General features: G+C 33.8%; 17 protein-coding genes. All 17 read left to right on the forward strand.

The annotated features are described in order from the left end of the window. Nucleotides 1-303 precede the first annotated feature (303 nt). On the forward strand, nucleotides 304-1,923 hold the full coding sequence (locus HNQ90_RS14450; protein ID WP_144117790.1) for a T9SS type A sorting domain-containing protein: 1,620 nt from the start codon (nucleotides 304-306) through the stop codon (nucleotides 1,921-1,923). Between the two features lie 184 nt (nucleotides 1,924-2,107). Continuing rightward, nucleotides 2,108-4,603, forward strand: coding sequence for a T9SS type A sorting domain-containing protein (locus tag HNQ90_RS14455; RefSeq protein ID WP_144117789.1), 2,496 nt, complete (start codon nucleotides 2,108-2,110; stop codon nucleotides 4,601-4,603). 211 nt (nucleotides 4,604-4,814) lie between these two features. Beyond that, on the forward strand, nucleotides 4,815-5,975 hold the full coding sequence (locus HNQ90_RS14460) for a T9SS type A sorting domain-containing protein (protein ID WP_144117788.1): 1,161 nt from the start codon (nucleotides 4,815-4,817) through the stop codon (nucleotides 5,973-5,975). Between the two features lie 414 nt (nucleotides 5,976-6,389). Next, entirely contained in the window at nucleotides 6,390-7,079 is a 690-nt protein-coding gene (locus HNQ90_RS14465) for an NUDIX hydrolase (RefSeq protein ID WP_144117787.1), read from the forward strand. 199 nt (nucleotides 7,080-7,278) lie between these two features. Beyond that, the gene (locus tag HNQ90_RS14470; protein ID WP_144117786.1) at nucleotides 7,279-8,952 is read left to right on the forward strand and encodes a ribulokinase; all 1,674 of its coding nucleotides are present in this window, start codon (nucleotides 7,279-7,281) and stop codon (nucleotides 8,950-8,952) included. Continuing rightward, nucleotides 8,953-9,654, forward strand: coding sequence for an L-ribulose-5-phosphate 4-epimerase (locus HNQ90_RS14475; RefSeq protein WP_144117785.1), 702 nt, complete (start codon nucleotides 8,953-8,955; stop codon nucleotides 9,652-9,654). A 16-nt stretch (nucleotides 9,655-9,670) separates the two neighbouring features. Continuing rightward, nucleotides 9,671-11,179: an L-arabinose isomerase gene (gene araA, locus HNQ90_RS14480; RefSeq protein ID WP_144117923.1), complete on the forward strand. Its 1,509-nt coding sequence runs from the start codon at nucleotides 9,671-9,673 to the stop codon at nucleotides 11,177-11,179. 131 nt (nucleotides 11,180-11,310) lie between these two features. Beyond that, entirely contained in the window at nucleotides 11,311-12,915 is a 1,605-nt protein-coding gene (locus HNQ90_RS14485; RefSeq protein WP_144117784.1) for a beta-N-acetylhexosaminidase, read from the forward strand. A 58-nt stretch (nucleotides 12,916-12,973) separates the two neighbouring features. Further along, nucleotides 12,974-13,765 carry a carboxylesterase family protein gene (locus HNQ90_RS14490; RefSeq protein ID WP_144117783.1) on the forward strand — a complete coding sequence of 264 codons (792 nt, stop codon included), beginning with the start codon at nucleotides 12,974-12,976 and terminating at the stop codon, nucleotides 13,763-13,765. A gap of 4 nt (nucleotides 13,766-13,769) precedes the next feature. Beyond that, nucleotides 13,770-16,034 (forward strand): glycoside hydrolase family 3 N-terminal domain-containing protein, encoded by a 2,265-nt coding sequence (locus HNQ90_RS14495; protein ID WP_144117782.1) that lies wholly within the window; start codon nucleotides 13,770-13,772, stop codon nucleotides 16,032-16,034. A gap of 59 nt (nucleotides 16,035-16,093) precedes the next feature. Next, nucleotides 16,094-17,422 (forward strand): sugar MFS transporter, encoded by a 1,329-nt coding sequence (locus tag HNQ90_RS14500; protein ID WP_144117781.1) that lies wholly within the window; start codon nucleotides 16,094-16,096, stop codon nucleotides 17,420-17,422. Nucleotides 17,423-17,463: 41 nt separating this feature from the next. Further along, nucleotides 17,464-19,392 carry a glucosamine-6-phosphate deaminase gene (gene nagB / locus HNQ90_RS14505; RefSeq protein ID WP_144117780.1) on the forward strand — a complete coding sequence of 643 codons (1,929 nt, stop codon included), beginning with the start codon at nucleotides 17,464-17,466 and terminating at the stop codon, nucleotides 19,390-19,392. A gap of 20 nt (nucleotides 19,393-19,412) precedes the next feature. After that, on the forward strand, nucleotides 19,413-19,769 hold the full coding sequence (locus tag HNQ90_RS14510; protein WP_144117779.1) for a hypothetical protein: 357 nt from the start codon (nucleotides 19,413-19,415) through the stop codon (nucleotides 19,767-19,769). A gap of 55 nt (nucleotides 19,770-19,824) precedes the next feature. Next, nucleotides 19,825-20,580: a glycoside hydrolase family 16 protein gene (locus tag HNQ90_RS14515; protein WP_144117778.1), complete on the forward strand. Its 756-nt coding sequence runs from the start codon at nucleotides 19,825-19,827 to the stop codon at nucleotides 20,578-20,580. A 24-nt stretch (nucleotides 20,581-20,604) separates the two neighbouring features. After that, nucleotides 20,605-21,636 carry a family 16 glycosylhydrolase gene (locus HNQ90_RS14520; protein WP_260847858.1) on the forward strand — a complete coding sequence of 344 codons (1,032 nt, stop codon included), beginning with the start codon at nucleotides 20,605-20,607 and terminating at the stop codon, nucleotides 21,634-21,636. A gap of 45 nt (nucleotides 21,637-21,681) precedes the next feature. After that, complete coding sequence (locus tag HNQ90_RS14525) at nucleotides 21,682-23,577, forward strand: right-handed parallel beta-helix repeat-containing protein (RefSeq protein ID WP_144117776.1); 1,896 nt, start codon at nucleotides 21,682-21,684, stop codon at nucleotides 23,575-23,577. A gap of 166 nt (nucleotides 23,578-23,743) precedes the next feature. Next, a complete protein-coding gene (locus tag HNQ90_RS14530; RefSeq protein WP_144117775.1) occupies nucleotides 23,744-25,294 on the forward strand; it encodes a family 20 glycosylhydrolase in 1,551 nt (516 codons plus the stop codon). Nucleotides 25,295-25,301 lie beyond the last annotated feature (7 nt).

Here is a 25,301-nt window from a genome sequence, read left to right on the forward strand (position 1 = left end):
GGTAATTAGAGTTTTAGTAGGTAAGAGATTTAAAATTTTGTTTTATCTGCAATGCAGCTAAGATTTATGTTAAAGCATGAATTTATGAGTATTAGTAATTATAAAAGGCTTAGCTTTAGCTTAAAAAAAATTAATCCACGCATATTTCTAGAAATTATTTACATTTTATTTTAAGTGTGCAAGTTACATTTAAATAAAAAAGTGTATATTTAACAAATAAAGAGATTGTTTAAAAAAAATAGTGCCTATGAATATATTAATTGAAGAGAAAAACTAATTACTAATTTAAAACAAACAAAAATTATGAAAACAAAAATACTATTACTATTTACTGCAATACTAATGTCATTGTCATTGCAAGCACAGAATTCAATAGCGATTGTTAACCCTCCAGCTTCCGTAGAAGGAAACACGAATATTGATATTACCTTTGATTATACTTTAGCAGAGCTTGGTCATGCATTTATAAGGTTTAAAAATGCAGATGGAAATCTTACGGCAAGTCCTGTTTATGATTTGCCTGCAGGTTCTGGTACTTTAACTGTATCACTTGAAATACCTCGTTCGTTTAATGGAGAAGAATTACCTCTAGATAATTCTTACAGCTATCAAGCACAGTTGTTTAATTCAAATTATTCGGCAACTTTAGCTAGTGTAGATTATAATGGCGTTACGTTAACGGCAGCAACAAATTTTATAGAATTAACTAGTTACCCTACAACAGTAAATGCTAATTCTACTGTTGATCTTACCTTTGATTATGCTACAACAGGACCTAATGGAGGTGATTTATGGGTATTTATTAAGTTTCGAAACGGAGCTAATGGAGATTTGACTCAGGGTAGTAAGAAATTAACTTCAACTTCAGGAAGTGAAACCATAAGTGTTCCAATACCAGATGAAGCATTAGGGAGCGACTATAATTTTCAGGCACAATTTTATGATTTGGGTCCACAAGGAAATAATTGGTCTTATTTCGCAGCCGATACTGTTGAAGGAATTACTTTAGAAGAAGCAGTGGCCCCAGCTAATGAAATAATGATGACAGTTGCTCCTACAACGGTTGCAGCAGGATCAGACGTAAATGTTACTTTTGATTATACAACAGATGTGGTTAATGCGCATATTTTTATACGTTTAAGACAAGGTACTACTAATTTAACCGATGTTAATCAAATAGTAACCGCTGGCTCAGGAACTTTAACATTACCACTTCCTATACCAGGTGATGCCTTAGGTGGAGGTTATAACTATCAGGCTCAGATATTTGATATTGATACGGGGTATGGTTTTGTAGTTGGTGAAGATATATCAGGAGTTACAGTGGATCCAGCACCAGCAAATACAGTTGCTATAAATAGTGTACCAAACCCTGTATTGATTAGTTCAGAACAGGATATTACAGTTAGCTATACTAAAGATATAGCTGAAGATCTTTTTGTAGTGCTAAGAATTTTAGATGGTGCTGGCAATGAATTGGATGCGGAATATGGTCAAGCAATGGGGGCTTCTGGAGATATAGCAATGAGTATTACAATTCCTGAAACTGAAGCTGAAGATTATAGCTTTAATGTGCAGCTTTTGGATGTAACAAGTGCTGTAATGTACGAGAAAACCTATAGAGGGATAGTGGCTGCTACGTCGTTAAGTGCAGAAGATTTTAAATCAAACTTTAAAAATCTATCTGTTTATCCTAATCCATTTAACGATTCATTTTCTTATAAATTTGATGATAATTTAAGCGATCCGGCACGTGTTGAAATTTACACAATAGACGGTAGAAAAATTAAAAGCCTAATAAGTGAAAATAGATCTTATGGTAATTCTGGTACTGTAAACACAAGTCAGTTAAGTAGAGGACTTTATCTTGTCCGTATTTCTTCAGGAGAACTACAAGGTACTAGAAAGCTTATTAAAAATTAGTTGTTTTATTAGTAGTTTTAGTTTAAAAGTTCGTCTAAATACATATTTAGACGAATTTTTTATTAAAAAAACAGGGTGATTTAATTTAAATGTGTATATTACACTTAATTAGATTAAGAGGTGTCATTTTATGTTAAATGTTAACTGCTTTTTTAAATACTAATTATAAAAAAAAAGAAAAATTATGAAAGTAAAAGTACTATTACTATTTAGTGCAATACTAATGTCATTGTCATTACAAGCACAGAATTCAATTGCTATTATCAGTCCTCCACCTTCTGTCGAAGCAAATACACATGTTGATATTACCTTTGATTATACTTTAGCAGAAGTTGGTCATGCATTTATAAGGTTTAAAAATGCAGATGGAAATGTTACGGCAAGCCCTGTTTATGATTTGGCTGCAGGTTCTGGTACTCTAACTGTATCACTTGAAATACCTCGTTCGTTTAATGGGGAGGTTCTACCTCTCGATAATTCTTATAGCTTTCAGGCACAATTGTTTAATTCAAATTATTCAGCAACTCTTGCAAGTGTAGATTATCAAGGCGTTACCTTAACTGCAGCAACAAATTTTATAGAATTAACTAGTTCCCCTACAACAGTAAATGCTTCTTCTACTGTTGATCTTACTTTTGATTATGCGACAACAGGACCTAATGGAGGTGATTTATGGGTATTTATTAAGTTTCGAAACGGAGCTAATCAAGAATTGACTCAGGGAAGTAAGAAATTAACTTCAACTTCAGGAAGTGAAACCATAAGTGTTACAATACCAGATGAAGCATTAGGGAGCGACTATAGTTTTCAGGCACAATTTTATGATTTGGGTCCACAAGGAAATAATTGGGCATATTTCGCAGCCGATACTGTTGAAGGAATTATTGTAGAAGAAGCTTTAGCTCCGGCAAACTCCATAACAATATTAGACCCTCAAACAACGGTTTTTACTGGTAGATTGATTGATTATGATTTAAGCTATGTTACCGATGAACCTGCAGCCTATGCATTAATACGCTTTAAAGGGCCATCTGGTAATTTAGAACAAGCCTTTCAGGAAGTAACAGAATCCGAAGGAACCGTTACAGTAAGTGTACTATCTCCTGAAACTGCAGGAACTAATTATAGCTTACAAGCACAACTTTATACTAAAGGTTGGGCAGAGTTAGATACTTATGATCTTGCTGGAATTATCGTAGAAGAATATATACCAACTGGAGAAAATACATTAGAAATAGTTAATACATCAACAGATCCTATTAATAACGGAACACTAAGACAGGTAGATGTAAAATACAATTTATTGCAAACCAGTAAAATATTAGTTGAGGTTCGCGATAAAGAAGACCCTGCAAGTGGTAAAAAAATTGGAGATGTTTGGATAGAGTTACCAGCAGGTAATGATACCGTTACACTAGATTTAGTTGTTGATGCTGGTTTTCCTGGTGCAACAAACCGTATACAAGCCTTGTTATTTGAAGGCGGCACGTCTTGGGATCCAATTTCAATACCAGAAATTCCTTATTTATTAGTAGGTGAGGGAGACGGAACAATTACTTATAGAGGGCAACCTTTTGTAGGCGATGGTACTCAAAACAACCTTTTTTCTGAAGATTTAGGTAATGGCTATTACACTAACTATTACATAGCTAATGGATGGGAAGGCCCGTTAAAAATGAAGTTTGGTGCTTTTGGTACACCTTCATGGATTGAATTTGAAAATCAGAATACTTATGCTCAAGGACATAGAGAATTTGATATTAAAATTCAAAAATTCTCATGGCATGAGGATAAAGATTTCTTTACAGATAGAGGATACCCAACAGCTTTAAAAGATATAGACTTTCCGTTAGAATGTACTTTAGAAGGGCAGTGGAGTGCAGGAAGTGGAGGTAAAGGTCAAGTTAATATGACGGCTTGGGTTACCGAAACTGGAGATATGTCGGGTAATAGAATTGATGTAATTGTTCATGCCTTTGATAATGGAGGAAACTCTAGAGTTAAGTACGATAACGAAGAAGGTAGGTTTAGAAATATTGGCGAGTTTACTGCCAATAATGGTTTAACGTATCAAATTTTAAGAACCTTACCTGGCTCTTTAGGAGAGGTGGCTTCTTATAACTTAGTGCCAGATGCTATAGTGCAGGAAGATCCAAGAGCAGATTATACTACAGAGGTGATAACATCTACTATCGATATGAAAAATATCATGGATAATTTAATAGCTAAAGAAGCGGCTTACACAGGGTCGCAAGGACAAGTTGCAATTAATAACGATTGGTTAATTAATGGATTAGAATGGACTGTGGTTGGACAATCAGAAAATTTAGACTCTGAAGGGATAATGATTCCTAGTGGTCATGGTAAATTTACATTTATTGATTATACTATTCCAGATTTAGTAAAAACATTAAGTGCAAATGATTTTGATTCAAAGCTTAAAAACTTATCAATTTATCCTAATCCATTTTCAGATTCATTCAACTACAAGTTGGATGCTCAATTAAGTGAACCATTACGTGTGGATGTATTTTCTATTGATGGAAGAAAAATAAACACTAACACAACCTCTTACGGTAATAGTGGAACAGTATATACAGGACCATTAAGTAACGGCATGTACCTTGTTCGTATTACTGCAGGTAATGTTCAAGAAACTAGAAGGTTGATTAAGAATTAAAAAAAATAATCAAATAAAAGTTAAAGGTCGTCTAAATTAACATTTAGGCGATTTTTGTTTTTATAAGTATTGTAATTTAATATAAATGTGTATATTACACTTATATTTTAAGTTGTTTTTTTGGATGATAAGTAATTATAGAAAAATAAATACTTATAATACTAAAGCCATTTAAAAGGTAGACTAATATTAATAAACAAAAACAAAAACTATGAAAACAAAATTACACTTATTATTTTTCGCTGTATTATTCTCTTTAGGTATACAGGCGCAGACTATTTCTGTTACAAGTACACTTCCATCAACTATTGAAACTGGTGATGCCCTTGATTTTATTACGGACTACAATACTGGTGGTGTAACACCATATTCATTAATTGTAAGATTATATGAAAGTGATGGTACTACAAGATATGGAAGTGATCAGGGTGTGGTAAACCTTGTAAACGTTTCAGGAACAGAAACAGTAAGTATAAATGCACCGTTAGTTGCAGGAGATTATGTGGCTAAAGTTTTTCTTGAGGACCCTAGCGATTACTCCAAAACTTTTGCACCAGATATACCTTTAACAGTTACCCCTAAAGTTGTTTCAGTAAAAGATTCTTATTCATTTAACACAGATGGTGACTCTGAAGGATGGTTAATAGGAACTACTGGTGGGGCAAACCCAACAGCTAATGTTACAAGTGGAGCCATAGTAATTAATCGTGGTTCTGGAGCGTGGGGTACTACTTATATTGAGCAAAGTGAGTATAAATTAGATCCTACAGTGCATAGCTATGTGCATATTACTTATAAAAATTTATCAAAACCAAATGAAAATAATGAAATTGGTTTAGATTGGATTACATCTGGTGGCGCTAGGTCTACAGAAGTAAATCTTCCTATTGAAACAAGTGATTGGAGTACTCCAATGGCTGATTTTAAAACCGTTAGTTATAATTTGGGAGATAATACAGAATGGATACACTCAGGCATGTCTGTGGTTGCAGATGCAACTAATTTTAGATTGTATATTCGTGAAGCTGGAGGAAGTACTAAATCTGGTGATTTAGAAATAGATTCTATTATTTTTAATGATGTTCCTCCGTCAACTTTAACTAATAATAAGCTTAAAACAAACTTGAAAAGCGTATCAGTTTATCCTAATCCGTTTAAAGATTCATTTTCATATCAATTTGACTCTAACACGAGTCAATCAGTAAATGTAGAGTTATTTACAATTACTGGTCAAAAAATTAAAGACATAAAAAATGCTACTATTTCTAATAATAGAGGTACAGTTAATACCGAAAATTTGAGTAAAGGTATGTATCTAGTGCGTATTTCTTCTGGAGATATTCAAGAAACCAAAAGACTAATAAAGAATTAATAGCAAATTTAGTTAAGTGGGTAAAGTCGTTTATTTAATTATAAACGACTTTTTTGTTTTATTAATTAAAGTATGACTTATTAAATTTAATGTAATTCTAATAGTTTGGTTATAATAATCAAAAAAAGCTATTAAAACAAGCGAAACCTTTCTCCGTAATAGCGTTCCAGTAAATGTTAGTTATCTAAGTACAGGGATGTATTTGTTGCGTTTTTCTTCTGGACAGTTTCAGGGAATCAAGATTATTGATAAAAAAAGGCATTTTTATTGTTTTTGTAATACATTTCAAATTTAAACCTAAGGTTTTTCTTTAAAAATGTTAAGGAATGTTAATATATATGTGGATTTTACACTTATTTTTAAGATATTTGAAGTCTATAGAATAGAAATTATTTTTGAGCTAAACTTTTTAATATGTTAAACGATTACAGTAAGGAAGATAAAGTCCTATTAGCAGTAGATTGTATAATCTTCGGTTTTGATGGCGAAGATCTTAAAATATTACTAATTAAAAGAGACTTCGAGCCAGAAAAAGGAAAATGGTCTTTAATTGGTGGGTTTTTAAAGAAAGAGGAAAATCTAGATAAAGCAGCCATACGCATTCTAAACCACCTTACTGGTTTAGATAATATTTATATGGAGCAGCTGTATACCTTTAGTAAAGTAGATAGAGATCCGGCAGAACGTACTATTTCTACAGCATATTATGCCTTAATTGATATTGAGTCGCACAACAATGAATTTACTAATGTAGAAACATCAAAATGGTTTAGTTTAAAAAATGCTCCAGATTTAATTTTTGATCATAACAGAATGGTAGAAAGGGCTGTATCTCGATTAAAATACAGAACAAAGACTAAGCCTATTGGGTTCGAGTTGCTGCCAGAAAAGTTTACAATGCTACAACTTCAAAACCTTTATGAATCTATTTTAAATGAAAAATTAGATAAAAGAAATTTCACGAGTAAAATAAATGCTTTGGATATTCTAATCAAGCTAAAAGAAAAGGATATGGGCTCATCCAAAAAAGGTTCATATCTATATACTTTTGATGCAGAGAAGTATAATAAAAAGCTAAAAGAAGGCTTTGTATTTAAAATTTAAATTTTTTTTAAACCCTGAAACATTAGTTTCAGGGTTTTTATTTTATTGTAATTTAGTAAGTTATCGCTATTTTATCCTCTCCCGATTGCTATGATGCATACCTGTTTTATAATATTATAACTAAAACATAATATTTAAAAGTGTAAAAGAAACACTTATAGAAATAAAATGCTATATTTGTTAAAATATACATTGAGAAATGAAAAAATATGTCATCGGTTTAGATTATGGATCCGATTCTGTTAGAGCTGTATTAATTGATACAGATAATGGGGTTGAGGTAGCCTCAGATGTACATTGGTATGAGCGTTGGAAGAATAATTCGTATTGTAACGCCAGTTTAAATCAGTTTAGGCAGCATCCTCTAGATCATATAGAAGGTTTAGTAAAGACCATTAAATCGGTGGTAGAGGAAAGTAAGATTGATGCCAACTTAATAAAAGGTATTTGTATAGATACTACAGGATCGTCGCCTATTCCCGTAAATGAAAACGGAACACCACTAGCATTAACTAAAGGTTTTGAAGAAAACCCTAATGCTATGATGGTACTTTGGAAAGATCATACAGCTATAGAAGAAGCTAATGAAATTAATCGTTTAGCTGAACATTGGGGCGGACTAAATTTTACTAAATACGAAGGTGGGATTTATTCATCTGAATGGTTTTGGGCAAAAATATTACACGTTATTCGCGAAGATGAGGCAGTTAAAAATGCAGCCTATTCCTGGATGGAACATTGCGATTTAATGACTTTTTTACTTATTGAAAATAAAGATTTAAAAGCATTTAAAAGAAGTCGATGCGCTGCAGGACATAAAGCTATGTGGCATTCAGACTGGAATGGTTTACCACCAGAAGCGTTTTTAAACCAATTAGATCCATATTTAGGAGAGTTAAGAGCAAATTTATTTTCTGAAACCTTCACATCAAACGAGGTAGCAGGAACCTTAAGTAAAGAATGGGCAGAAAAATTAGGACTTACTACAAATACTGTAATAGCAGTTGGTACTTTCGATGCACATGCAGGTGCCGTTGGAGCCAAAATTGAAGAACATGCTTTAGTGAGAGTTATGGGAACTTCAACTTGCGATATTATGGTGTCTTCTCACGAAAATATTGGGAGTAAAACTGTTCGAGGTATTTGCGGTCAAGTAGATGGCTCGGTAATACCAGGCTTGGTAGGCTTAGAAGCAGGACAATCTGCATTTGGCGACCTACTAGCGTGGTTTAAAAATGTTTTGTCATGGCCAATTGATAACTTGGTGTTAAACTCTGCTATTCTAGATGAGAGTCAAAAAAACAAACTAAAAGAGGAGATTGAATCTAATTTTATAAAAGTATTAAGCAAGCAGGCGGAACAAATTCCTTTATCCGAAAGTATTCCAACAGCTCTAGATTGGATAAATGGTAGAAGAACGCCAGACGCAAATCAAGAGTTAAAGGCAGCATTATCCAATTTGTCGTTAGGCACAAAAGCACCACACATTTTTAAGGCATTAGTAAATGCTATTTGTTTTGGAGCTAAAAAAATTGTTGAGCGATTTGAGGAAGAAGGTGTTGCTATTAATAGCGTTATAGGCATTGGCGGTGTGGCTAGAAAATCGCCATTTATTATGCAAACGCTAGCTAATGTTCTTGATAAACCAATAAAAATTGCAGCTTCAGATCAAACACCAGCTCTTGGTGCAGCCATATATGCTTCTGTTTCGGCCGGTATATATCCAACAGTGCTTGAAGCAAGCCAAAAAATGGGAAGCTATTTTGAGGCTACTTATTATCCTGAAAAGGACAAAGTAACAACATATAATAATTTGATGGAATCCTATAATGAACTGAGTTCTTTTGTTGAAACGATCACAAATAATAAATAAATGAGTACCAATTACAACGCATTAAAGCAAGAATGTTACAAGGCTAATATGGAGCTAAACGCACTAGGTTTAGTTATTTATACATTTGGTAATGTAAGTGCTGTTGATAGAGATAATGGTGTTTTTGCTATAAAACCAAGTGGTGTACCTTATGAGGAATTAAGGCCAGAAGATATTGTTATTTTAGATTTCGATAATAACGTTATTGAAGGAAAGTTACGTCCATCTTCAGATACAAAAACACATGCCTATTTATATAAAAACTGGTCCGATATTGGAGGTGTAGCGCACACACACGCTATGTATTCTGTAGCTTGGGCTCAAGCACAACAAGATATTCCCATTTTTGGAACAACGCATGCTGATCATTTAACTTCAGATATTCCTTGTGCACCACCAATGAGTGATGCCTTAATTCAAGGAAATTATGAGCACAATACAGGTATTCAGATATTAGATTGTTTCAAAGATAAAGGACTTTCTTATAAAGAAACCGAAATGATTTTAATTGGAAATCATGGTCCCTTTGCCTGGGGCAAAAATGCAGCAAAAGCAGTTTATAATAGTAAAGTTTTAGAAACTGTAGCGCAAATGGCAACCTTAACCTTACAAATAAACCCAAGCGCATTAAGATTAAAAGATTCATTAATAAAAAAACATTACGAGCGTAAGCATGGAAAAGATGCGTATTACGGACAGTAAAATAGATAGAACAGTTATGATAGATATTTCACAAAAACAAATATGGTTTGTTACGGGAAGTCAGGATTTATATGGTGATGAGACCTTAAGACAAGTAGCAGAAAATTCACAAAAAATTGTAGAAGGTTTTAATGAATCTGCGCTATTACCAATAAAAATTATTTGGAAACCAACCGTAAAATCGCCAGATGAAATTACAAATATCTGTCAGGAAGCTAATGCCGAAAAAAAGTGCGTAGGTATAATTACCTGGATGCATACGTTTTCGCCTGCTAAGATGTGGATAAAAGGCTTAACAATTCTTAATAAACCGCTATGCCATTTGCATACACAGTTTAATGCAGAAATTCCTTGGGAGTCTATTAATATGGATTTTATGAACCTGAATCAATCTGCACATGGCGATAGAGAATTTGGTTTCATGATGAGCAGAATGCGAAAAAAACGCAAAGTGGTTGTAGGGCATTGGCAAAGTGAAAATGTTCAGAAAAAATTGGGAATATGGTCTAGAGTGGCATTAGGTTGGGATGAATTACAACATTTAAAAGTGGCTAGAATTGGCGATAATATGCGTGAAGTTGCGGTAACCGAAGGCGATAAAGTAGCGGCGCAAATGCGATTTGGCTTTTCTGTAAATGGTTTCGATTCTTCAGATGTGGTTAAGCATATTAACAAAGTTTCAGATAATGAAATCGAAAAATTATTAGCCGTTTACGAGGAAAGTTACGATTTAGCCCCATCACTTCTTAAAGGAGGAGATCAAAGAGATTCTTTAATTGACGCAGCCAAAATAGAATTAGGATTACGTGCATTTTTAGACGAAGGCGGATTTAAAGCCTTTACCGATACTTTTGAAAACTTAGGCGAATTAAAGCAACTACCAGGTATTGCGGTACAACGTTTAATGGCCGATGGTTATGGCTTTGGAGGTGAAGGCGACTGGAAAACGGCTGCTATGGTAAGAGCTTTGAAAGTTATGAATGTTGGTTTAGAAGGAGGCGTTTCTTTTATGGAAGACTACACGTACCATTTCACACCAAAAAAATCGTATGTTCTGGGGTCTCACATGTTGGAAATCTGCCCTAATATAGCAGAAGGTAAACCATCATGCGAAGTACATCCTTTAGGTATTGGAGGTAAAGAAGCACCTATTAGATTAGTGTTTAATACAACTCCAGGCGACGCTATAAATGTATCTTTAGTAGATATGGGGAACAGATTTAGGTTAATTGTAAATGAAGTTGAAGCTGTAAAACCTATGGCCGATTTACCAAATTTACCTGTAGCTAGAGTATTATGGGATGCAAAACCAAGTTTAGAAATTGCTGCAAACACATGGATTTTAGCCGGTGGAGCACATCATACCGTGTATTGTCAATCTGTTAACACAGAGTACATGGAAGATCTTGCAGATATAGCGGGGATAGAATTACTTGTTATTGATGAGAGAACTACTATAAGAGATTTTAAAGATAAAATTAACGCCAACGAGGCTTACTATCATATGTTTCAACAAGGATTATAATTGAAATATTAAAGGTGTGGGTGTTTATTTATTCGGTTTAATTGTTTTTTTTTTTTGAAATTTCAGTTGAATAATTAATACGGATCGCTTTAAAATAAGGACTTATACTATAAAATTAATTTTATCATATTATGAAGAATCATCTTTTTTTATCTTATATATTTATTGTTTGTTTCGGGTGTATTATTTTAACGTCTTGTGAAACGAAAAAGCCAGCTATCCCGCGGGATTTAGCAAAGCAACAGGTTATTCCAAAACCTATTTCTGTCACTGCTACAGGAAGCTCTTTCGAGATAGAAAGCAACACTTTAATTCAATATCAAACTGAAGAATTACAACCTATAGCTACCTATTTAGCAAAATTGTTACGTTCTGCTTCCGGATTTGAAATCCCAGTTAATATCGAAGATTCTGAAAAATCTTTAAATACTATATCTTTAAAATTAACAGACAGTATTTCTACCAATGAAGGTTATGAAATTGAAACTAAAGAAAGCGGTATTGTAGTTAAAGCGAGTATGCCTGCCGGAATATTTTATGGTGTACAAACCTTACGTCAATTATTGCCTGCAAGTATTGAGGCAGCAACCAAAACTACCGATACACTTTTAGTTGCCACAGGAACTATTAAGGATAACCCGTCTTACGGGTATCGTGGTGCTATGTTGGATGTATCTCGTCATTTCTTTGGTGTAGAGGATGTAAAACGCTACATCGATTTAATTTCCATTTATAAAATGAATCGTTTGCATTTGCATTTATCAGACGATCAAGGTTGGCGCATAGAAATTAAATCGTGGCCAAAACTAACAGAAATTGGAGGAAGCTCAGAAGTTGGTGGTGGTGAAAGCGGTTTCTTTACGCAAGAGGAATATAAAGGTATTGTAAACTATGCTCAAAGCAGGTTTGTAACCATAATTCCAGAAATTGATATGCCAGGTCATACCAATGCTGCATTAGCATCTTACCCCGAATTAAACTGTAACGGTAAGGCTCCAAAGTTGTATCATGGTACTAAAGTTGGTTTTAGTAGCTTATGCATAGATAAAGAACTTACCTATAAATTTATTGATGATGTTATAAGAGAGTTGGCAGCATTAACTCCAGGCGAATACATTCATATTGGTGGAGACGAATCGCATGCAACAACCATGAAAGACTATATCCATTTCATGAATAAAACCCAAAAAATTGTGGCGAAGCACGGTAAAAAAGTAATTGGTTGGGATGAGATTGCGCATACAGAATTGTTACCAACTTCCGTCGTGCAATATTGGTCTAGAAAAGGTGAAAACGCATTAAAAGGTGTTGAAAAAGGAGCAAAAATATTAATGTCGCCTGCTAAAAAGACTTATGTGGATATGAAATATGATTCTATTTCTAGAATAGGGTTAAACTGGGTAGGATATACCGAGGTAGATAAAGCGTATAATTGGGATTTAGAAACCTATGAAAGCGGTATTTCTAAAGACGATATTATTGGTATTGAAGCACCATTATGGACAGAAACGGTTCAGACTATGGATGATATAGAATACTTAGCTTTCCCTAGAATAATGGGAATTGCAGAAATAGGATGGACACCAACAGAACTTAGAAATTGGGAAGAATATAAAGTAAGATTAGGAAACCATAAAGATAGATTAGATGCTCTAAAAATTGATTTTTATCCATCTAAACTAGTGCCTTGGAAGTCTGCTGATATTGAAAAAACAAACGATACAATTAAACAATAACATAGTTAAACTTAAAAAAATAAACACTTAAATTTTAATTCGCGCTTAATAGCTATTCATGATTAACTTTAAAAAACACAAACTTCTACTGTTACTTGTTTGTTACGCAGGTTTGTCCTTTGGTCAAGATAATAAATACTTTGATTCTAAGTTTTTTGTCAATGAATCAGATACTCTTAATTATCGCATATTAATGCCAAAGCATTTTGATGCTTCTAAACAATACCCAGTTGTACTATTTCTTCATGGAGCAGGCGAAAGAGGAAATGATAACGTTGCACAATTAACGCATGGTGGTGCCTTGTTTGCCTCAAAAAAAAGTAGACGTCATTTTCAATCCATCGTTATTTTTCCGCAATGCCCAAAAAATGACTATTGGGCAAATGTACAAATCGATAGGTCATCAAAACCTATAAAGATTGATTTTCCTTTAAATTCTGAGCCAACAAAACCAATGGCATTAGTATTAAAATTAATGGAAGATATGGTGGCTAAACCTTATGTAAATAAAAATAAAATATACGTTGCTGGTTTATCTATGGGTGGTATGGGAACCTTCGAAATCTTACACCGCAAACCAGAGTTGTTTGCTGCAGCAATTGCTATTTGCGGTGCTGGAAATCCAGAAACGGCAAAAGCCTATGCTAAAAGTACACCACTTTGGGTATTTCATGGCGCACAAGATAAGGTTGTAGATGCACAACAATCTGTAAAAATGGTTAGTGGGATTTTAAAATATGGTGGGAATCCAAATTTTATATTATACGCTAAAGATAATCATAACAGTTGGGATACTGCTTTTGCTGAACCCGAACTTTTAACTTGGCTATTTTCAAACACAAAAAAATAAGAACATGAATAGACTAATTAAGCCTACTATAATTACTGCGTTATTACTAGTTGGGTTTGGTTGTAATACAACTAAAAGTACTTCTACAAATAATTATTCTACTGTGGTAGAGTCTCCTTTTAATGCTAAAATAGACTCATTAATGAGTTTAATGACACTAAAAGAAAAAATAGGACAAACAGTAATGTACAGTGGCGATTTAACGGTTACTGGTCCAGTTGTGAGTAACAACAATCAAAAGTATGTTAAAGAAGGTGCTGTTGGCGCTATGCTTAATGTGTTTTCGGCAAAAGCAACTAGAGATTTACAAAAACTAGCAGTCGAAGAAACCCGTTTAGGTATTCCGTTATTGTTTGGCTACGATGTTATTCATGGCTATAAAACTATTTTCCCTATTAATTTAGGATTAGCAGCAAGTTGGGATTTAGAAGATATTAAAAAAGGCTCGCGAATTGCAGCACAAGAAGCCTCGGCAGTTGGTATTCACTGGACGTTTGCTCCAATGGTAGATATTAGTAGAGACCCACGTTGGGGAAGAATTTCAGAAAGTGCTGGTGAAGATGTGTATCTAGCTAGTAAAATTGGTAAAGCGTATGTTCAGGGTTTTCAAGGCGACGATCTATCTAAACATAACACCATTTTAGCCTGCGCAAAACACTTTGTTGGTTATGGAGCGGCTCAAGCAGGGCGCGATTATCATACCGTAAATATGGGGCAAGATGAACTTTGGAATGTTTATTTTCCGCCGTTTAAAGCTACCGTTGATGCGGGTGTAGAAACATTTATGACAGCCTTTAACGAACTTAACGGTATTCCTGCAACAGGTAACAAATACATTTTTAGAGATGTTTTAAGAGATGAGTGGGGCTTTAAAGGCTTTGTAGTTACCGATTATTTTGCAACCAATGAAATGGTAGTTCATGGTTATGCTAAAGACCGAAAAGAGGCTGCAAAATTAGCTATTGAAGCTGGTGTAGATCAAGATATGATGAGTAATGCTAACCATTTATACTTAGAAGAATTAGTAAATGAAGGCCAAGTGGATGTAGAACTTATAAACGATGCTTGCCGAAGAGTTTTACTAACCAAGTATAAGCTAGGTTTATTTGATGATCCTTATAGATATAGTGATGCACAGCGCGAAAAGGAAGTTATTTACAAACCTGAGTTTTTAGAAGTCGCACGCAAATCGGCAGCTATGGCATCGGTATTGCTAAAAAACGATAATAAATCACTTCCATTAGATAAAAATCAAACCATTGCACTTATAGGTCCATTAGCAAAAGATAAAGAAAACATTATTGGAAATTGGGCCGCCGAAGGCGATAGAAAAGGAAAAGCTATTAGTGTGCATCAAGGTATACAGGAATATTTAAGCGATTCTAAGATTGTTTTCGCAAAAGGCTGTGAGATTGAAGGTGAAGATGAAAGCGGTTTTAGTGAGGCTATTAATGCCGCTAAAAGAGCAGATAAAGTGGTAATGGTATTAGGTGAGGATTATGATATGAGTGGTGAGGCTGCCTCTAGAACCAATATAAAATTACCTGGTAGTCAAACCCAATTAATAAAAGCTATTAGAGAAGCGGTTCCTAACAAAAAAATAATTCTTGTTTTAATGAATGGTCGTCCATTAGATTTATCTGAAGAAGATATTTTAGCAGATGCTATCTTAGAAGCATGGTTTCCAGGAACTAGTGGTGGTTATGGTGTAGCCGATGTATTATTTGGAGCCTATAATCCTTCAGCTAAATTACCTGTAACGTTTCCTAGAAATGTAGGTCAAGTGCCTATTTATTATAATATGAAACGTGCCGGACGACCAATGAATCCCAATAATCCAAAAGAAGATTATACCTCTATTTATTTAGATTCACCAAACAGTCCGCTTTATCCATTTGGTCACGGTTTAAGTTATACAACGTACCAATATTCCGATATCACATTATCATCTAAAACTATTGGTTTTTCTGATACCTTATCGGTTTCGGCAACTATAACAAACACGGGAGATTATGATGGTCATGAAATTGTTCAACTGTATATACACGATAAAGTTGGAAGCCTTACTCGTCCTGTAAAAGAACTTAAAGGATTCAAAAAAGTCTTTATAAAGAAAGGCGAAAGTAAAACCGTAAATTTTGATTTAACCGTTGAAGATTTAAAGTATTACACTGCCGATATGAGTTTTAATGTAGAGCCTGGTGAATTTCAAATAGCTATAAAAGGATCTTCAGATTTCGATTTTAAACACAAATTTACATTGGAGTAATTTATAAAACTAAGCGACTTTCAAAAAACAACACTTAACCTCAAATAAAAATAAAGACTATGTCAAATTCACAAAACAATTCAACTAAAAACAGCACTTTGGTTCCTATAATTATTATAGCCGGCCTTTTCTTTATTTTTGGATTTGTAACATGGATTAATGGAGCGCTTATTCCTTTTATGAAAACCATAAATGAGCTTACAGATGCTCAGTCTTATTTGGTGGCATCGGCATCATATATATCGTTTGTGGTAATGGCATTACCTGCGTCGTATATCTTAAATAAAATTGGATATAGAAAAGGCATGTCTTTAGGCTTAATCATTATGGGTATTGGCGCCTTAGTTTTTATTCCTGCGGCCGAAGCAAGAACATATTGGGTGTTTTTATTAGGTATTTTTATTCAGGGTGTTGGCATGACTTTATTACAAACCGCATCAAATCCATACATTACCATTTTAGGACCAATAGAAAGTGGAGCAAAGCGTATTGCTATAATGGGTATTGCTAACAAAACAGCAGGAGCATTAGGTTCATTAATTTTTGGAGCCTTATTATTATCAGGTATAGATAAAGTAAAAGAACAACTAGGAACAGCAACAGCCGAAGAAAAAGGAGTTTTACTAGATACTATGGCCGATAGTGTTTTTATGCCTTACTTAATAATGGCAATAGTATTATTTGTTTTAGGTGTGTTAATTAGAAAAGCACCGCTTCCAGATGTGGAGGCTGAAGAACCAGAAGTAACCGCACCGGGTAAAAGTACTAAAACTAACATTTTTCAATTTCCCCACTTGTGGTTAGGGGTTTTAGCTTTATTTGTGTACGTTGGAGCAGAAGTTATTGCGGGAGATACTATTATCTCTTACGGAATTTCACTAGGGTTTACAGGAGAAGAAGCAAAATATTTTACAACTTACACGCTAATGGCAATGGTAGCAACCTATGCCTTGGGTGTGTTTTTAATACCTAAATATGTTAAACAAAAAACAGCTTTAATTACTAGTGCTGTTTTAGGGATTATTTTTAGTCTCTGTATTTTAAATACAACAGGTTTTACTTCCATAATGTTTGTGGCAGCTCTTGGGGTAGCCAACGCATTAGTATGGCCTGCTATTTGGCCTTTAACCTTAGATGGCTTAGGCAAGTTTACCAAAACAGCTTCCGCGTTACTTATTATGGCTATTTCTGGTGGAGCCATTATACCACCTCTATACGGTAGAATTGTAGATGCCAATACCCAAGAATTAATGGCAGAAGGTGTGCAAAATTCCGACGCCATAGCAACAGCAGCAACCAGTAGCTATTGGATTCTTATTCCTTGTTATGCTATCATTCTGTTTTTTGCGGTTTGGGGACATAAATTTAAAAGTTGGAGTAAAAACTAAAATAAAAAATTAAAGCAGTAGTAACTATAAAGAAAAAAAACATGTTAAAAAGTAATATAGACAAAGCAACAGGTTTCGAAAAACGATTTGAAAATATAGGCACTTTAGTTTATGAAAGTTCAACAGAGGCTTCAAAAGCAGTTGCTAAAGAAATTGCGGCTTTAATACGCGTAAAACAAACTCAAAAACAGCCTTGTATATTGGGTTTAGCGACAGGGTCTTCTCCAAAAGGTCTGTATGCAGAATTGGTGCGTTTACATAAAGAAGAGGGTTTAAGTTTTAAAAATGTAATATCATTTAATTTAGATGAATATTACCCAATGGAACCAGACTCTGTAAACAGTTATGTTCGTTTTATGAAAGAACAATTATTTAATCATGTCGATATTTTGCCGGAAAATTATCATGTGCCAGACGGTTTATTATCCAAAGAAGATATAGCCAATTATTGTGATGCTTACGAGGCAAAAATAGAAGCTTTAGGAGGTATCGATTTACAGGTTTTAGGTATTGGAGGTAACGGACATATTGGTTTTAACGAATCTGGATCTTTACAGAATTCTAAAACACGTTTAGTAGCTCTAGATCATATTACTAGAGTAGCAGCAAGTGGCGATTTTTCAGGATTAGAGAACACACCAAGAACAGCAATTACTTTAGGTGTTAAAAAAATAATGGAGGCTAAAAGAGTTATTCTTTTGGCATGGGGAGAAAGAAAGTCTAATATCATTAAAGTTTCAACAGAAGGTGAAGTAACTAGCCAAGTGCCAGCATCTTATTTGCAAGAGCACAATAATGCAACTTTTATTTTAGATCAGGCAGCAGCTTCAAAACTTACTAGAATAAACAAACCATGGTTAGTTGAAAAAATTGAGTGGACCGATAAACTCATTAGAAAAGCGGTTTTAAATTTAGCTTTAGATTTAAAGAAGCCTATTTTAATGCTTACCGATGCCGATTATATTGAAAGTGGTATGAGTGATTTATTAGCAGACTCTGGACCGGCTTACGATATTAATATTAAAATATTTAACAGGCTACAAAATACTATTACAGGTTGGCCAGGTGGTAAACCAAATGCAGACGATAGTAAACGACCAGAACGTGCAGAGCCAGCAAAAAAACGTGTTTTAATTTTTAGTCCACACCCAGATGACGATATCATTAGTATGGGAGGCACTTTTAAAAGATTGCATGAGCAAGGTCACGAAGTACATGTAGGCTATCAAACATCAGGAAATATTGCTGTAGCAGATGATGAGGCTCTGCGTTTTGCAAGTTTTGTTTGCGATTTCAATGATAAATTTGGAATATCAAACACAGAAGCAGAATCTATTTATAAAAAAGCAGCTCAATTTTTAAAGAATAAAAAATCTAGCGAAATTGATACGCCAGAAGTTAGATATATTAAAGGATTAATTAGAAAAGGAGAAGCAAGAGCGACATGTCATTTTATTGGTATTCCAGATGAACAAATACATTTTATGGAATTGCCTTTCTATGAAACTGGCGCTATAAAGAAAAATCCAATTGGTATAGGTGATGTAAAGATAACAGTCGATTTAATTGATAAAATTAAGCCACATCAAATATTCGCAGCGGGCGATTTAGCCGATCCACACGGCACTCATAAAGTGTGTTTAGACACTATTTTTGCGGCTGTAAGAGAGTTAAAGCCTAAAAAGTATATGAAAGATTGTTGGGTTTGGTTATACAGAGGTGCATGGCAAGAATGGGGTATCGATGAAATAGAAATGGCAGTGCCAATGGGACCAGACCAAGTTTTAGAAAAACGAAAAGGAATTTTTAAACATCAATCTCAAAAAGATGGTGTTGTATTTCAAGGCACAGATAGTAGAGAGTTTTGGCAACGTGCAGAAGATAGAAACAAGGAAACAGCCGATTTATATGATGACCTAGGTTTATCACATTATGCAGCCATGGAGGCTTTTGTAAGATGGCATTATTAATTCGTTAAACGTGATTTGAAATGAATTCATTAGAAATCAAATTGGAAAAAAATATAGAAATTTTTAGCGAACATGTATATCTCTTTAAACACAAAGAAGTGGTAGAGATTAACACGAAAGCTACTTATAATAAATTTATTAATTGGGTTTCGGGTGAGTTTGATTTATTCATAAAAAATGAATCAGAATTTCTAAAAGTATATTTTCCAAATGGTTGGTTTAGCATTAAAAATTTTAAGGGCGAAAACAATCAGGAAGTTATAGAGATAAAGGTTGAAGGTAAGTCTGAAAAGGCTTGCAAAGAAGTTGTAAAGCAACTTAATAGTGTTTTTAATCATGTGCTTCGTTTTAGCCAACTTTATGAAATTAAGGCTTAGAATGAGTTAATAAGATTTGATTTCTTAAATCAGAATTATAAGAAGTAAATTTAATATGAAAAAAACAGTATTAACATTAGCATTACTGCTGTTTTTTGCATTCTTATTTGCTCAAAAACCTTATAAAGGAGGCGAGGTTTTTTCCAAAGAAAAAGTGTTATACGGGAAATTTGAAATGCGTATGAAAATGATAAAAGGTAGTGGTATGCTATCTACGTTTTATACCATTGAACATAATTCTGTTGAAAAGGATTATTGGGCAGAAATTGATATTGAAGTATTGGGTAAAAATAATGCTCAAATAATGTCCACAAATGTATTTACTAATGGTTTAAATGGTGATTTAAATCATAGCGCACAAGAAGTGAACCTTGAATATTCATTAGCCGATAATTTTCATATTTATACTTTAGAGTGGACACCAGATTATATTGCTTGGTTTATTGATGGTGTAGAATATAGAAGGAAAACGGGCAATGTGGTAAAACACATGAATGTCCCACAAAGCTATAGGTTTAACGCATGGATATCTTCCACACCAGAATGGGTAGGCATTATTAACGAAAAGGCTATGCCTGCTTATCAATATGTGGATTGGCTAGAATATTACAGTTTTAACAAATCTACGCATGAGTTTACTAAGCAATGGCGTGATGATTTTTATTGGTTTAACCCAATACGTTGGACAAAAGGCTATTGGACTTTTGATGGTAATGAGGTTGATTTTAGAGCTGAAAACGTGTATACAGAAAACGGAAATTTAGTTTTATCCATAACCAATCGAAAACAGTCATTAAGCATATTTGAGTAATCCTTTTAAAAAAAACACTAATACTTGATTTTTAAAATCAATGAACTACAATTAACTATGAAAAAAATAGCAGCATCATTTATATTTCTACTTGTTTTCACATCATTATATGCACAAAAACCTTATAAAGGTGCCGAGGTATATTCGAAAGGAAAAGTGCTATACGGGAAATTTCAGATGCGAATGAAAATGATAAAAGGTAGTGGTATGTTATCTACCTTTTATACCATAGAGCATTACCCAGGAGGTTCAGATCCGTATTGGGCAGAGATTGATATAGAAGTGCTTGGTAGAAACAACGCAGAAATAATGTCAACTAACTTATTTATTAATAACTCGAATGGAGATTTGAGCTATAGTGAACAGCAAATACCGCTTAATTATTCGTTGGCTGATGATTTTCACATTTTCACTATCGAATGGACTCCAAATTTTATTGCCTGGTTTATTGATGGTGTAGAACAAAGAAGACAAACAGGCGCGTATGTAGACCATATGAATAGAGCACAAGGCTACCGTTTTAACGCTTGGATATCTAGCAGTCCAGCTTGGGTAGGAGCAATAGATGAAGATGCAATGCCAGCCTATCAATATGTAGATTGGCTTGAATACTACAGCTATAATGGATCAACGCAAGATTTTACTAAGCAATGGCGTGATGATTTTAATAGTTTTGACGCCTCACGTTGGGCAAAAGCAGAATGGACGTTTAATGGTAACGAGGTCGATTTCGTAAAAGAAAACGCTTATATAGAAGATGGTAATTTAGTTTTAGCTATAACCAATCCTAATGCTTCTTTAAGTTTAACAGAAACCTCTATTCCACAGTCCTTTAATGCAAATTATTTGGCTGCTAATAATGAGATTGCAATTACAAGTTTAAACGCTGGTAATTATAATACGGTATTATATGATTTAACGGGAAAGGTTGTGTTTTTAAAAAAAATGAATACCTCTAAGTTTTCAATTCCTTGTTCAACCATTCAAAGTGGTTTATATATTATTCGTATTAGTGATGAAGATAAAATGTTCAGAAAGAAAATCTTTGTAAGATAATCTGAAAAATTAAAGTAGATATTAACTAAACCTGAAGACAAAAAAATGAAAAATAAAATTAGATTATTTGTTTTGTTTATTTGTATATCTACAAATATTTCAGCTAAAGAATATCATGTGTCAAAGGAAGGTAACGATTTAAACAGCGGTATTTTACAAAAGCCTTTTTTAACTATTAATCAAGCGGTCCAATTAGCATTTCCGGGCGACACTATTACTGTTCATGCAGGTACATACCGCGAATGGATAAAACCAATAAGAGGGGGTAAATCCGAATTAAAAAGAATTGTTTTTAGAGCAGCTCCAGGAGAACTTGTCGAAATTAAAGGCTCTGAGGTTATTAAAGGCTGGAAAAAGGAAAAAAATGGGGTTTGGAAAGTCGTAATTCCAAATGCTTTCTTTGGTGATTATAATCCATATCAAGATTTAATTCATGGTGATTGGTTTATAGATAACGATCGGCCACATCATACTGGAGAAGTTTTTTTAAATGGAAAATCGCTTTATGAAAAAGAAAGTATTGAGAAAGTAAATAATCCTGTTGCTATACAAGACAGTTTTGATGCTATAGGATCAACTTACACATGGTATTGCAATAGTAATGAAACCCATACTACCATTTGGGCGAATTTTCAGGGAAACAACCCTAACAAGGAACAGGTTGAAATAAGCGCAAGAAAAACCTGTTTTTATCCGGAAAAACCAGGGTTAAATTATATAACCATTAAAGGGTTTCATATTAGTCAAGCCGCTACACAATGGGCTGCTCCAACCGCCGAACAAGTGGGTATGGTTGCAACGCATTGGAACAAAGGGTGGATTATTGAAAATAATGTAATTAGTAACTCAAAATGCAGCGGGATTACCCTTGGTAAAGAGCGTGGTACGGGGCATAATACTTGGACAGCCGATGTGGATAACGTTAATAGAGATGGTAATATACATTTTATAGAAGTGGTTTTTAAGGTGCTTAGAAACAATTGGGATAAAGCGCATGTAGGCTCGCATATAGTTAGAAATAATACCATATTTAATTGCGAGCAAACTGCTATTTGTGGTAGTATGGGCGCCGTATTTAGTACCATTGAAAATAATCACATTTATAATATTTATACTAAACGTCAATTTAAGGGGTATGAAATGGGCGGTATAAAAATTCATGCTCCTATTGATGTTTCCATAAGTCATAATAGAATTCATGATTCTGGGCGTGGTATTTGGTTAGATTGGATGGTACAAGGCACTAGAGTGAGTGGGAATTTACTGTATCGTAATGATATGGACGATTTACTTGTTGAGGTAAGTCATGGACCTTATATTGTAGATAATAATATTTTGCTATCCAATACAACTATAGTTAACTGGTCGAATGGCGGAGCGTATGTAAATAATTTAATTGCTGGCGAAGTTAAATTAGTAACCGATCAAAATCGATTTACGCCTTATTTTTTACCTCATTCTACTAAAATGGCAGGAATGAATGTAATCCTTGGAGGAGACGATAGGTTTTATAATAACATATTTACAAGACCCCAATCTAATAGTATTATTGATGCTTACAAAGATTCTAAATTCCCTGTTGCCATAAATGGAAATGTTTATTTCACTCCAGAGGAATTTCATACTAATAATTCAAATAATGAAATCTTTTTGAAACACAATTCGGGTGTTGAATTAATTGAAAAAGAAGAAGAGGTTTATCTTTCTTTACATAATGCATTTTTAAAGCATAAAGTATCATTAATTACTACTGAAACATTAGGTAAAAGTAAAATTGTAAAAACTGTTTTTGATAATCCAGACGGCTCAGAAATTAATTTTGATCTTGATTATTTTGGAGTGAAGCGTTCCAATAATAATATAACGGCAGGACCATTTTTAAAGGTGAATTTAGAGGACGAGCTAATAAAAATTTGGAGTAATAAGAATCTTAAGCTATGAAACGGATTTAAGCTGGAATACTTGAAAATACAAACCTCTAACATTCGTCAAGAAAATATAGATTTAAACACCATAGAGTTTCAATATGTTTTATAAAGCATACTAAAACTTCTACAATAATAGAGATAATTATATAGCGATCAACCAAATAATTCAATTTCAGGAAATGAAAAAAAGAGTATCAGTATTACTACTAATTTATGTGTTTATTTTCAGCTTTACGTCTTTAACGACTGTGTTTTCGCAAGAAAACAAAGCAAAAACAGAATTTCAGGTAAAAGGTTTTCATCTCGATTTACGCATTCAAGTCATGACTCCAAAAGCCTTAAAAAGTTTTGCAAAAGAACTTGCTGGTTTTGGTATTAATACATTGATTTTAGAGTGGGAGGCAACCTATCCTTACGAGAAACATGCTACTATTTCAAATGAATTTGCATACACTAGAGTCGAAGTAAAATCGTTTATTGATTATTGTGAAGGCTTAGGAATTGATGTTATTCCGCTGCAACAGTGTTTTGGTCATGTGGAGTATATTTTACGTAACGAACGTTATGGTCATTTAAAAGAAGATTGGAAAGAAATCTCTCAAGTATGCCCATTAAAAATAGAAGATAATAAAGCACTTTTTAAAGATCTTTTTAAAGATATGGCTTCTATGCACAACTCAGATTATATCCATATTGGAGGCGATGAAACGTATTTGTTAGGACATTGTAACGCGTGTTCTGCAAAAGCAGAAGAAGTAGGTAAATCTAAATTATTTGTGGATTACATGACCACAATGAGTGATATTATTTTGGAATTAGGTAAGAAACCCATTATGTGGGCAGATATTGTTTTGGAACACCCCGAGGCCGCAGACGATTTATCTAAGGATATTATATTTATCGATTGGAATTACGGCTGGGAAACCAATCATTTTGGAGATGTTGGAAACCTGCAACAAAAAGGATTTACCTTTTGGGGCTCTCCGGCAATACGTAGTAGTCCAGATAATTGGTACATTACTAATTGGGATAAGCACTTTAATAATCAACGCGATTTTATACCGTATTCTAGAAATGCAGGTTATAAAGGAATGGTTATGACATCGTGGTCTACTTCAGGAATATATGGGCTTACCGTTTGCGATGAAGGCTACAAAGTATTGGATATGCAACAAATAAGAAATGTATACCCATTATCTGGCTTTAGAATATTAATTGCATCTTATGCCGAAGCTTTAAAAAATAAAGGAGCCATAGATCCAGAACGTTTTGTTATAAGTTATGCTGCGGAAAGGTTTGGATTAAACGAAAAAGATGTTGCAGAATTATGGAGAGCACTTTCAATATCTCGCGATCTTATTTTTAAAGGAAAGCCTTTGGCTGAAATAATGGCTAATTCTAATACTGCTCATGAGATTTTTTATAAGCTAAAACCTTTAAAAAATAAAAAAGAGTTTGAACACTATAGATTAATTAATGATTTGCGTCAATTTTATTTAGCAACTTATCAAATTGAAACTATGTATAATTCAGTTGAATTTTCAGTGGGTAATTTAGAGGACTTAAAGCCTAAACTGGAAGCCTTAAAAATAGAGTCAAAAAAGTTAGATAAACGATTTAAAAAGTTGCACCAAGGGTTTTTATACGATTCAGAAATTGAAGATCAAAACAACATTAGAAACCTAGCTTTTAATATACTTTACAATAGAATAAATAAAACAAGAAACTAAACGCCAT

The organism is Algibacter amylolyticus (assembly GCF_014202225.1).
In the GTDB taxonomy this organism is placed as follows: domain Bacteria; phylum Bacteroidota; class Bacteroidia; order Flavobacteriales; family Flavobacteriaceae; genus Algibacter_B; species Algibacter_B amylolyticus.